At 44.6% G+C, this 11,433-nt stretch carries 12 protein-coding genes; 1 reads left to right on the top strand and 11 read right to left on the bottom strand.

Annotated features, from left to right (window positions below):
* Window positions 1–55 precede the first annotated feature (55 nt).
* Window positions 56–211: a hypothetical protein gene (locus QFZ73_RS20015; protein ID WP_251428795.1), complete on the top strand. Its 156-nt coding sequence runs from the start codon at window positions 56–58 to the stop codon at window positions 209–211.
* Window positions 212–717: 506 nt separating this feature from the next.
* Here the strand turns inward: QFZ73_RS20015 and QFZ73_RS20010 are convergent.
* The 11 genes from QFZ73_RS20010 to QFZ73_RS19960 form a co-directional block, all read right to left on the bottom strand.
* A complete protein-coding gene (locus tag QFZ73_RS20010) occupies window positions 718–1,008 on the bottom strand; it encodes a DUF1292 domain-containing protein (protein WP_063232962.1) in 291 nt (96 codons plus the stop codon).
* Window positions 1,009–1,019: 11 nt separating this feature from the next.
* Window positions 1,020–1,445 carry a Holliday junction resolvase RuvX gene (gene ruvX / locus QFZ73_RS20005; RefSeq protein ID WP_249594864.1) on the bottom strand — a complete coding sequence of 142 codons (426 nt, stop codon included), beginning with the start codon at window positions 1,443–1,445 and terminating at the stop codon, window positions 1,020–1,022.
* Window positions 1,445–1,714 (bottom strand): IreB family regulatory phosphoprotein, encoded by a 270-nt coding sequence (locus tag QFZ73_RS20000; RefSeq protein ID WP_034311358.1) that lies wholly within the window; start codon window positions 1,712–1,714, stop codon window positions 1,445–1,447. The genes ruvX and QFZ73_RS20000 overlap by 1 nt, the downstream gene beginning before the upstream one ends.
* Before the next feature lie 66 nt (window positions 1,715–1,780).
* Window positions 1,781–4,417 carry an alanine--tRNA ligase gene (alaS, locus tag QFZ73_RS19995; RefSeq protein WP_307269834.1) on the bottom strand — a complete coding sequence of 879 codons (2,637 nt, stop codon included), beginning with the start codon at window positions 4,415–4,417 and terminating at the stop codon, window positions 1,781–1,783.
* A 310-nt stretch (window positions 4,418–4,727) separates the two neighbouring features.
* Entirely contained in the window at window positions 4,728–5,804 is a 1,077-nt protein-coding gene (locus QFZ73_RS19990; RefSeq protein ID WP_307269831.1) for an AI-2E family transporter, read from the bottom strand.
* Window positions 5,805–6,030: 226 nt separating this feature from the next.
* Window positions 6,031–6,246: a hypothetical protein gene (locus tag QFZ73_RS19985; protein WP_207437191.1), complete on the bottom strand. Its 216-nt coding sequence runs from the start codon at window positions 6,244–6,246 to the stop codon at window positions 6,031–6,033.
* Entirely contained in the window at window positions 6,236–6,694 is a 459-nt protein-coding gene (locus tag QFZ73_RS19980) for a PRC-barrel domain-containing protein (RefSeq protein WP_063232958.1), read from the bottom strand. The genes QFZ73_RS19985 and QFZ73_RS19980 overlap by 11 nt, the downstream gene beginning before the upstream one ends.
* Before the next feature lie 145 nt (window positions 6,695–6,839).
* On the bottom strand, window positions 6,840–7,613 hold the full coding sequence (locus tag QFZ73_RS19975; protein WP_307269825.1) for a TPM domain-containing protein: 774 nt from the start codon (window positions 7,611–7,613) through the stop codon (window positions 6,840–6,842).
* Window positions 7,613–8,179, bottom strand: coding sequence for a LemA family protein (locus tag QFZ73_RS19970; RefSeq protein WP_307269823.1), 567 nt, complete (start codon window positions 8,177–8,179; stop codon window positions 7,613–7,615). Before QFZ73_RS19970 ends, QFZ73_RS19975 begins: the two co-directional genes overlap by 1 nt.
* A 93-nt stretch (window positions 8,180–8,272) precedes the next feature.
* Window positions 8,273–10,672, bottom strand: coding sequence for an SF1B family DNA helicase RecD2 (gene recD2 / locus QFZ73_RS19965; protein WP_307269821.1), 2,400 nt, complete (start codon window positions 10,670–10,672; stop codon window positions 8,273–8,275).
* Window positions 10,673–10,708: 36 nt separating this feature from the next.
* A complete protein-coding gene (locus QFZ73_RS19960) occupies window positions 10,709–11,374 on the bottom strand; it encodes a tetratricopeptide repeat protein (protein WP_307269818.1) in 666 nt (221 codons plus the stop codon).
* Window positions 11,375–11,433: the final 59 nt, after the last annotated feature.

The raw sequence follows: 11,433 nt of genomic DNA, 5'->3' as shown, positions 1-11,433 counted from the left end.
ATATTCATGTAGGAATGGTATGATTAATTTAAGGATAAAGAAAGGTGTGAAGGAGTTGGATAATTCTTATTTTGTAGGTTGGGGGACATTGGCACTCATAAACGCCGGACTTGCTCAAGGTAAAAATAGAACGGCAATGAATTGGTTCTTGCTATCATTATTTTTGGGTCCGCTTGCTACTTTTATGCTTTTATTCGCAGAGAAAAGATAAGGGGTTACTGGTACATAAATGAAAAAACCGACCTTTATGGAGGCCGGTTCAGACTGAAAATCGAGTTTGAGTTATTAAGGGTTTGTACAGTTTGAACGTTGATTTCCACTCCAGGTACTCGCTTTCCGCGGGCGGTCTCGGGAGCCTCCTCGGCTTCCGCCTGCGGGGTCTCCTTTGACACGCTTTTCCCGCAGGAGTCTCGCACCTTCCATTCCAATCAACTTTGTATAAAATCATCGAAACCCTTTTGTCTAAAAAAGTGGTTCGGAATGGTCACAACCGAACCATAAAATGTTATTTGGTGGTGGACTTGATTTCCACTCCAGGCACTCGCTTTCCGCGGGCGGTCTCGGGAGCCTCCTTGGCTTCCGCTGCGGGGTCTCCTTAGACACGCTTTCCCCGCAGGAGTCTCGCACACCCGCTCCCATTCAACCTTGTTTTAAAATTTTAGTTTGAGCCTCTTTTCAAAAAAAAACCGACCTTTAGGGGCCGGTTTTTTTCTAATCTTATTCTTCTTCTGCTTCTTCTTGGTCAAGGAATGTATTTAACATTTCTTCGACAAGATCCCATTCTTCTTCTGTTTCGATCGGTGTAAGTTCACCATCCTTATTATCTTCGCTTGGTACGAATGATGAAGCGTGGATTTCAATTTCTTCCTCATCATCTTCTGCAGACATCGGATAGTAAAGTACATAAGATTTGTTGAATTTATCTGAGTCGAATGTGAAAAGGATTTCGCAAAGCTGCTCATTTCCGTTTTCATCTACTACTGTAATGTTGTTTTCGCCGTGTTCCATTTGTATTCACCTCATATTGAATTTGTTTGTCTGTCCAAGAATCCTTGCAGAATCATGACAGCTGCCATTTTATCAATGACTTTCTTGCGTTTGCTTCGGCTCACGTCCGCCTCAAGAAGGACACGTTCAGCCGCCATAGTTGTCAACCGTTCATCCCAGAGAAACACCGGCAGCTTGAATTTGTTTTCTAATCGTTTAGCGAAATCTTGGCTGATCTCGCCTCGCGGTCCAACAGTCCCATTCATGTTTTTAGGTAAACCGAGGACAATTTTAGAAACATCATGCTCTTTTATGATTTCATTGAGGCGTTTAAAGCCGAAGTCATTTCCAGCTTCGTTAATTTTGATCGTTTCCAATCCTTGTGCAGTCCAACCCATCGCGTCACTCACGGCAACGCCGATGGTTTTTGAACCTAAATCAAGTCCCATTGTGCGCATTAGTATTCCTCTCGATGGTTCTTAAGATACGACTTAACCAATTCTTCGATGATTTCATCGCGTTCAAGCTTACGAATAATGTTTCGGGCATCCATATGGCGCGGGATGTAGGCCGGGTCACCAGATAATAGATATCCGACAATCTGGTTGATCGGGTTATAACCTTTTTCCTGAAGTGCAACATAGACTTGAGACAATACTTCTTGTACATCTCTTTCGAATGGTTCTTCGGGAAAATTAAATTTCATCGTTTTATCAAAGGAACTCATTAACATGCACCTCTCCTCAGCGTCCAGAATCCACTATTACCTACATTGTACAACACTTTCCATTGATTATGAAATCGATAAGACCCATTCTTCAACAAAATTAAGTGCTGCATCCAATTTTTCAGGGTCTTTTCCGCCGGCTTGGGCCATATCCGGGCGTCCGCCACCGCCACCGCCGCAACGGGAAGCAACTTCTTTGACCAATTTACCAGCATGGAAACCGCGGTCGATGTAATCCTTAGTCACCCCGGCAATCAAATTGACTTTATCACCTTGGGCCGAACCTAATACGATAATGACAGAATCAAGCTTCTGTTTCAAATCATCCGCCATGGCACGCAGATTATTCATATCGGTAGCTTGAACCTTTGCCACCAATACTTGAACGCCATTTACGTCTTTTACATTAGAAACAAGGCTGCTTGCTTCGATATTACTTAATTTTGCAGTAAGGCTTTCATTCTCACGATGAAGATCCTTCACTTCAGCTAGAACCGTTTCAATTCTTGAAGGAACATCTTTCAAGTTCGTTTTCAATTTGGCCGCCGCGTCTTTCAAGACACCGATTTGATCAGTCATCAATTTGTATGCCCCGGCACCCGTTAACGCTTCTATACGGCGAGTCCCTGCACCGATGCCGCTTTCGGAAACGATTTTGAACAAGCCGATTACCGCTGTATTCGGAACGTGGACACCGCCGCATAGTTCAAGACTGTAATCGCCTATTTGAACGACACGGACAATCTTGCCGTATTTTTCGCCGAACAAGGCCATTGCGCCCATAGCCTTGGCTTCTTCGATGTTTTTATAGTCCGTATTCACTTGTAAGCTTTGCCAAATCTTTTCATTTACAATCGTTTCGATCTGTTCAATCTCTTCCGCCGTTATCTGGCCAAAATGAGAGAAATCGAAGCGAAGGCGCTCAGCCTGTACGAGTGAACCAGCTTGGTTGACATGTGTACCAAGCACATCTTTCAACGCCTGATGCAGAAGATGCGTCGCTGTATGGTTTTTCGTGATATGGATTCGATTTTCTTGATTTACTGTAGCAACGATATTGGAATCTGCTGTTAAAGTGCCGGCAGTAACTGTTACACGGTGCAGATTTTGGCCATTAGGAGCTTTTTGGACATCATGGACATCAACCTTCACGGATTCACTGGCCATCGTTCCTATATCGGCTATTTGTCCGCCGCTTTCCGCGTAGAAAGGAGTCTTGTTCAGTATCACTTGAACTTCTTCCCCTTCTTGTGCCTCCGTTACAAGCTCGCCATTTTTTATGATGGCAGCAACTTTGGCTTCGACAGCAACTTGATCATAGCCGACAAATTCACTTTCAACTTTAATATCGCCCAATACCCCGCCTTGGATTTGCATGGAATCAACATCTTGACGCGCTGAACGGGCACGTTCACGCTGTGCATCCATCTCTTTTTCAAATCCGGCTTGATCGACCGTCATGCCTTCTTCTTCTGCATATTCTTCCGTTAACTCAATCGGGAAACCATATGTGTCATATAAACGGAATGCATCACTGCCCGGGATGGTCGTACCGCCTTTTTCCTTTTCCTTTTTAATGACTTCAGAAAGGATGGACAGTCCGTCATTTAGAGTTTCATGGAAGCGTTCCTCTTCATTTTTGATTACTTTTGCAATGAACTCTTTATTCTTGAGGACTTCAGGGTAGAAGTCTTTCATGATTTCACCGACGACCGTCACAAGCTCGAACATGAATGGTCGATTGATGTTGATTTGCTTAGCATATCTAACCGCTCTGCGGAGTAAACGGCGCAATACATAACCGCGGCCTTCGTTGGATGGAAGAGCCCCGTCACCTACTGCAAAGGCTACCGTACGAATATGGTCGGCAATGACCTTGAATGCAACATCTTTTTCTGAATCAACACCATACTTCACATCGGAAATCTCTTCGACTGCCCGGATGATCGGCATGAATAAATCCGTATCATAGTTCGTCGCCACATCTTGAACGACGGAAGCCATACGTTCAAGGCCCATGCCTGTATCGATATTTTTCTTTGGAAGCGGTGTGTAAGAACCGTCAGGATTATGGTTGAATTGGGAAAACACAAGATTCCAGACTTCCAGATGCCGTTCATTTTCCCCGCCTGGATATAGTTCCGGATCACTCGGATCATCGCCATATGCTGGTCCGCGGTCATAGAAAATCTCTGTATTCGGGCCGCTTGGACCCTCACCGATATCCCAGAAGTTTTCTTCCAGGCGAATGATCCTTTCAGCAGGAACACCGATTTTCTTATTCCAGAGTTCGAATGCTTCATCATCTTCAGGATGGATCGTCACAGCCAATTTCTCTTTGTCGAACCCAATCCATTTTTCATCCGTCAAAAATTCCCATGCCCATGTAATGGCTTCTTCTTTGAAATATTCACCAATGGAGAAGTTTCCGAGCATTTCGAAAAACGTATGATGACGTGCCGTTTTCCCCACGTTTTCAATATCGTTTGTACGGATGGCCTTTTGAGCATTTGTAATCCTTGGATTTTCAGGAATCACACGTCCATCAAAATATTTCTTTAACGTCGCCACCCCGGAATTGATCCATAGCAATGATGGATCTTCATGAGGAACCAATGACGCACTTGGTTCGATGTTATGGCCTTTTTCACTAAAAAAATCTAAATACATTTGGCGGATTTCAGCACCAGTTAAATACTTCATATATATATCCTCCTTTTGAAATTATGTAATTTTGAGCACACAAAAAACCCCCATCCCAAAAACAGGGACGAGAGTTGACTCGCGGTACCACCCTGATTATGGACGCAGGAATTCATCCCAGGCCCATCACCTTCATAAAAGCCTTAACGCGGCATGACGGCAGGTATTAGCTGCTCTCAGGACTAGCTTTCTGCTGCTCTTCACCTGGCGGTCCCTTTCAGCCTGGGGGACCCCTCTCTTTTAGATGGACTTCAGCATACTTCATCCTTCAACGAATTATCTTATGTAATGGATTATATTCACAAGACTTTTATTTGTCAATAAGGGGCGGCTTCTTTCTAAAGTGAACGCGGGCATGAAGTACAAAAACTTTCAACACAGCCAAGATGGGGATCGAAAGGACCATGCCCGTGATACCGCCTATTTCACCTCCGGTCAATAATGCGAGCATGATGAAAAGCGGATGCATATGGAGGCTTTTTCCGACTATGAGCGGCGACAGGATATTTCCCTCAAGAAATTGAAGGACAAGAACGATTACGGCGATGATCAACACCATTTTAACTGACATTGTCGCGGCGATGATCACAGCTGGAATGGCTCCAATAATCGGTCCGAAATACGGAATGACATTCGTTATTCCGATTATCGCCCCCAATAGAAGCGGATATTGCATCCCGACTATCCAGAAGAGCAATGAGGAAATCAAACCGATCACGACACAGACGATGATTTGCCCGCGGATATAGCCGCCAAGCGACGCATCCACATCACGAACGAATGCCCGTCCCTGCTTGCGCAAATTCTTCGGGGTCATATACCATGCCATTTTTTTTAAAACAGTGAAATCTTTCAGGATATAAAAAGCAATGAATGGAATCAACGCAATCAGGACGATGAAATCAAGCATCTTCATAGCATACTCCATCGCCTTTTCAGGTATACGCTTCAGCCAGCCTTCGAAAAGGGTGACACCTTCTTCGAATCTTTCATGGATTCCGAACGGCCAGGCCGCCGTCTGATGGTTGAGTTTATCAATCCTGCCCCGGTACTGTTCAACCAATTCCGGTACGCTTTCCGACAGCTCGCGAACCTGGCTGACCATCACTGGAATACCTTTATACACAGCAAAGCCAACCCCTCCGAAAAACAGCAAATAGATGATCGTAATCGAAAGCCAGCGACGCATCCCTTTCTCATTTAAATATTCCACTACAGGGTGCAGCAAGTAACTGATGAACGCACCAATCAAAAAAGGCAGCAGCACTGTCACGCATACAGTAACGGCAGGTCCCCACATGGGCTTAAGTTTCATAAAAATATAGATAACGAAAAATAAGAGCAATAAAAAACCCAGGCGATAAAACCACTTTAGACGAATACTCACTATAAACACCTCCCGCACATTTATTCTTCGAAAGGCGGAAGGTTTTCATACATAAAAAAGAGTGCCCTCATTATCAGGACACCCATTCCCGCTATAATAACGACTTTAATCTTTTGCGTATTTTCTTCATGTTCCGCTTGATCATCTTCGAGTTCATCAAGTCCGAACCCATATTCATTAGAGTATTCCGTGAACGTCTAGCCATTGCAAACACCTCTTCCGTTATTTACATACTGAAGCGGCGGTCATTTTCCTCAAACAAATCGTCCAATGAGCTTAAACTTCCATCTTCCTCGACTTGGTGCGTATTAATGAACCCTTCGGATAAGGTCATTTCAATAAAGCAATTCCAACAATAATATTGATTCACGCCAATCTTCCCAACATCTTTACTGCGGCAATTCGGACATTTAATTTCCAAAATGGACACCTCACTGTTCATAAACTGAAACAATGATGGTATCCTTCCCTAATGCAGGCGGCTGTTTTGATTCTATCACTGTCGACTCCGAGAAAAACCCATCCGTTGTTTCATACGCTATAATCGTGCCCATTTTTTCCTTGAAATATACATCCTGCAGTAAACCCAGTTCTTCGCCCATTTCTGAAAAAAGCATGCGTCCCAATAATTCGTCCTTCGATAGGCATATGGAATCCGCAGGCACTTTCCTTAAACTTGAATCCTGTTGCATGATGACGATCCCATCTGGACCGAATGAAGAAATATCGTCAAGTTTCAAATGGAAAGCTCTTTTGAACAATGCTTGCTGATGAACGACCAAGCCTGTTACCTGACCCATTTCAGAAATTGATAAATCGTGGACCGTGCCGACTCTTTCTCCTTTGATTGTAAAAACCGGCATCCCTTTCAATAATGAAAACGTCCGCAAGGTCATCCCGCCTTTCCGAACATTTTTATTATCTCTTTACTGCTGAAAATAGATGTGCTGAAAGGTTTTCCATTGTTGCTCGATCTTCCGGAAATACAGGGATCAGGCAAAAAAAAGACCGGTTTCCCGGTCTGATCCACCTGCTTTACCATCCCCTGCTGGCACCTCCGCCGCCGGAACTTCCTCCGCCGCCGCCCCGTGGACCGCCGCTGCCGCCTCCACGGCCACCGCCGCCTCCGCGACTGATGATTATCAAAAGGATATTGATTAACATTTGAAGGAAAAACCCTTTAAAGAACTTGGCATCGAGGATGAATACGATGATGACTACGATGATAATGAGGAAAATCTGTAAACCAGATGGCTGAAAGGTTTCAGACTCAGGCTGAACGGAGAGATCTTGATAAAACTCGTCACCCAGGTTGTATTCTTTCGTGACATCGTTATATACGGCCTTATAGGTTTCCGTCAGGGCAACACCATATTTACCCTCTTTCAGCGCAGGGATAGCCACACTGTCCAAAATCTGTCCAGATTTTATATCGGTAATGGCCCCTTCCAAACCGTAGCCCACTTCAATACGGATTTTCTGTTCTTGCATGGCCAGAACAATGAGGACTCCATTGTTCAGCTCCGCATCACCAAGCTTGAATGATCTTAAGGCCTCGACCGAGTATTCCTCGATCTCGGATCCTTCCATCGAATCAACCGTCAAAACGGAAATTTGTGCTTTTGTGGCATCATCCAATCGTTTCCCAAGTTCGATGAGTTCGGATTTTTCCTGATCATCCAGGACTCCGGCGAAGTCCTGAACATATATATCCCCAACTGGTTCAGGGATGTTAGGTTGTGCTGCGACCACGTTTGCTAAACTGCACGTGAGAATGAAGAATAGCGCAAACACAGCGAGTCTTTTCATTATTTATCGCTCCCGAAATCAACCTTTGGCGTTTCTTTTTCTTGATCGGTCACTTCAAAGTATGGTTTGGCATCGAAACCGAACGCTCCTGCCATCATATTCTTCGGAAATCGTTTAATCATTTTATTATAGTTGGTAACTTCATCATTATAGTCTTTTCGAGCTACCGTCAGCCGATTTTCCGTTCCTTCCAAACTATCCATGAGACCCTTAAAGTTGTCATTGGCCTTTAAATCCGGATAGTTCTCGACAACCACCAAAAGACGGCTCAAGGCCCCACTCAATTCTTGATCGGCTTCAATCGCATTTTCAGTCGAATTGGCACCGGCCAGCTTTGAGCGTGCATCACTCACCGCTTTAATGGCTTCCGTTTCATGCGAAGCATAACCCTTCACCGTTTCGACAAGATTCGGTATCAAATCCGCTCTTCGTTTTAATTGGTTATCCACCTGTGACCATTTATTGTCGACGTCTTCATTGGCACTTACAAGGCCGTTGTACGAAGATGCCCCATAAATGACCAGTAAAACGACAACGACCATTCCTATTATCCAACTTTTTTTCATCATATCCCCCCTACTCTTTCACGTTTAAGTTATATCCTATATTAGTTCCACCAAAACCTTGAATTTTAAACAAAATCCATCAAAAAGAACCTGCTACATAAAATCATATGGCGTGACATTCTCCATCCCGATCATCGGGTCAGCATGCATGAGGATATCAAGATAACTTGATTTCTGATGTACCTCTCCCTCCGGCATTTCTTCTTCACTCAAAATCTCCCGCAGCTTTTCACGCAAAGTCGTTTTCCGGCGCATCTCATCATTTCGCTCGATCCCTAGACGGAATGCATCTTCTTCACCACAAAGGATCAAGAAATTTTTACTTCGGGTAATCGCCGTATACAATAAATTACGGCGGAGCATCCGATAATAACTTTTCACTACAGGTAAAATGACAATGGGGAATTCGCTTCCCTGCGACTTATGGATGGAGCAGCAATATGCATGTGTAATCTGGTTCAAGTCCTGTTTCGTGTAAGTCACTTCGATGCCTTCGAACGATATGATCACTTTATCGACATGATCGGTATTTTCTTTAGCGAACAATATGGATACGATTTCACCCATATCGCCATTAAAGACACCCTCCTCTGGCTGGTTCACCAGCTGAAGAACCTTATCTCCCGTTCTATATATCACGTCTCCGAATTTAATTTCACGCCGCTTTTCCTCTGCATTGCTATTGAACACTTCCTGAAGCATTTTATTCAGTGCATCAATCCCTGCAGGACCTCTATACATGGGAGCCAGCACCTGTATATCCTTGGCCGTGAACCCCTTTGTCCTGGCATTGGCAACCACTTTCTCGATTACTTGGGGGATTTGACCTGTTTGGCAGCGAATGAACGATCGATCTTCCTGCTGCTTCGTGACATCATCCGGAAGCCTTCCTTTTTTGATTTCATGGGCCAATTCAATGATCGATGAACCATCAGCTTGACGATAAATATGTTCCAGACTGACAGTCGGTACACAATTCGATGCAAGCAAATCCTTTAAAACCTGACCAGGGCCAACAGATGGCAGCTGGTCTTCATCCCCAACCAATATCACTTGGACATTTTCCGGCAGAGCTTTAAACAATTGATGGGCCAGCCACGTATCCACCATGGAAACCTCATCGATGATTACGATTCGGCCATCCAGCTGATTATCCTCATCATGGGAAAAGCCTTCACTCCCGTTCCACCCAAGCAAACGGTGGATCGTAACAGCCGGGAGCCCAGTCGACTCGGCCATGCGTTTCGCTGCACGGCCAGTAGGAGCCGCAAGTACGAATGGAAATGGATCGCTTCCTTCTTTTTTATAATCGTTAATGTCCATGGATACACCATGCAGCTCTGCATATAGCTCAACGATGCCTTTGATGACTGTCGTCTTACCGGTTCCCGGTCCGCCCGTCAAGATTAACATGGGTGATTGCAGGGCTGTTTGGATCGCTTCCTTTTGGGCCGGGGCATAGGAAACATCCAGCCGCTCTTCCAGCTCCCCAAGTGCCAGCAAGAACTCCGATTCCGGGAACTGGTCCTCATACTCGGTTTGAGCAAGCAGCCGCTTGATGTTCATTACGATTCCTTTTTCCGAATAGAATAGCGAAGGCGGATAAATTCGTTGATCCTCGACAACTATTTTCCCCTCTTGAGTCAATTCGATTATTTCCGAGGAAATGTTCGTGAACTCAATGCGATCCCGTTTATTTTCCTCCAGCAGCCGTTTGACCGCTTCCAATAGCTGCTCGGCTTCTATGTAGATATTCCCGTCCTGGAGGCATTGTGATTCAAGCGTATACAAGCACGCAGCCTTGATTCGGTCGGGATGGCTGCCGGAAATGCCCAGCTGATGCCCGAGTTCATCCGCCCGTCCAAAACCAATCCCTTCAATATCCTCTACGAGCTTATACGGATTTCCCTGAACCACCGTGATCGTATCCTGTTTATACATTTGATATATCTTCATCGACAGCTGCGGACCGAAGCCATATTGATTCAGGGCGATCATCACCTGCTCCAGACCTTGATGCTCGACCAATGTATCATAGAGGCCCTTTGCCTTTTCCCCGGATAGCTTCGGGATATCATCAAGTAGCGAAGGCTGAGCCAGAATTTTTGAAATGGCCTTTTCACCCAGTGTCTCAACAATGCTTTCGGCTGTTTTTTTCCCTATGCCCTTAAAAAGGTCACCTGATAAATAACTGACGATGCCTTCCTTGGATTGAGGCAGATCCTTGCGAAAATGCTCTACATGATATTGAAGGCCAAAACGCGGATGTTCTTTCATGGCCCCATAAAAAATATAGATCTCATCCTCATGCATCCTTGGAAAATACCCTGTTACGACCGCTTCCTTCTCTTCATAATTCAGATTCGTTTCATGCACGCGAATTCTTACAACCGAGTACATATTTTCTTCATTATGAAAGATCGTCACTAAATGACTTCCTTTCATGAACATTTTCTCTTCTGAAAACAAATCCAACGAATCTTGCTGGCTCAACGCTTCTCCCCACCTTTCCATGCATATGCCGTTTATTTACTCAGCATTCATTTCTTCCAACAGTTTCTTACCATGCGCAGCAAGCATATGGTCAGGCTGTGCTTCCAAAGCCTTATCAAAATAAACCATCGCTGCTTTTGCATCCTCACGATGGCCTGCAAACGCAACGCCTAAATTATAATAAGCATCGGCATGGCCCGGATCCCGCTCCACAACCAAATTCAGTTGATTGATCAATTCATCATATAATTCCGCATTAGCAAGACATAGCGCATATTGGAATCTCGCATCAACGTCCTCAGGGCTCAGCTCCACCGTTCTCTGTAAATAAGGCATCGCCAATTTCGGTTGATCCAACGCCATCAATGTCAATCCAAGCATGAAGAAAGCATCGCTGTTATCCAGTCCCAAACGGATTGCCTTTTCAAACATATCCTTTGCTTCGATTAGTTTAGAATCGGATTCATAATATAAGTTTCCTAATGAATAGTAAGCCGCTGCTGCATTTTCATCCAGCTCGATCGCCTTTTTGTAAAACTTGACCGCTTTATCCGTTTCACCCACGGCAGTCAATACATTCCCAAAGTTTATGTAGGCAACAGGCTCATTCGGATTTTCCTCGATCGCCTCATTAAAAACTTTCGCCGCTTCTTCGTATTTCCCTTGCTGCATAAATTCAATTCCTTGTTGATTCTTATCCATATCCATTCACACTCCATTTTTATATTAAAAAGTATAGCATAAGCCAGTGGTCGAATTCA

The organism is Peribacillus sp. V2I11, from assembly GCF_030817135.1.
In the GTDB taxonomy this organism is placed as follows: Bacteria; Bacillota; Bacilli; order Bacillales; family DSM-1321; genus Peribacillus; species Peribacillus simplex.
The sequence above is the reverse complement of the archived record's forward strand: the minus strand, read 5'-3'. Positions and strand labels throughout refer to the sequence as shown.

Bases quoted from the DNA above. Each gene is read 5' to 3' on its own strand.
- QFZ73_RS20010 (WP_063232962.1), bottom strand. From the start codon at position 1,008: ATGGAACACGGCGAAAACAACATTACAGTAGTAGATGAAAACGGAAAT.
- ruvX (WP_249594864.1), bottom strand. From the start codon at position 1,445: ATGCGCACAATGGGACTTGATTTAGGTTCAAAAACCATCGGCGTTGCC.
- QFZ73_RS20000 (WP_034311358.1), bottom strand. From the start codon at position 1,714: ATGAGTTCCTTTGATAAAACGATGAAATTTAATTTTCCCGAAGAACCA.
- alaS (WP_307269834.1), bottom strand. From the start codon at position 4,417: ATGAAGTATTTAACTGGTGCTGAAATCCGCCAAATGTATTTAGATTTT.
- QFZ73_RS19985 (WP_207437191.1), bottom strand. From the start codon at position 6,246: ATGAACAGTGAGGTGTCCATTTTGGAAATTAAATGTCCGAATTGCCGC.
- QFZ73_RS19975 (WP_307269825.1), bottom strand. From the start codon at position 7,613: ATGAAAAGACTCGCTGTGTTTGCGCTATTCTTCATTCTCACGTGCAGT.
- QFZ73_RS19970 (WP_307269823.1), bottom strand. From the start codon at position 8,179: ATGAAAAAAAGTTGGATAATAGGAATGGTCGTTGTCGTTTTACTGGTC.
- QFZ73_RS19960 (WP_307269818.1), bottom strand. From the start codon at position 11,374: ATGGATAAGAATCAACAAGGAATTGAATTTATGCAGCAAGGGAAATAC.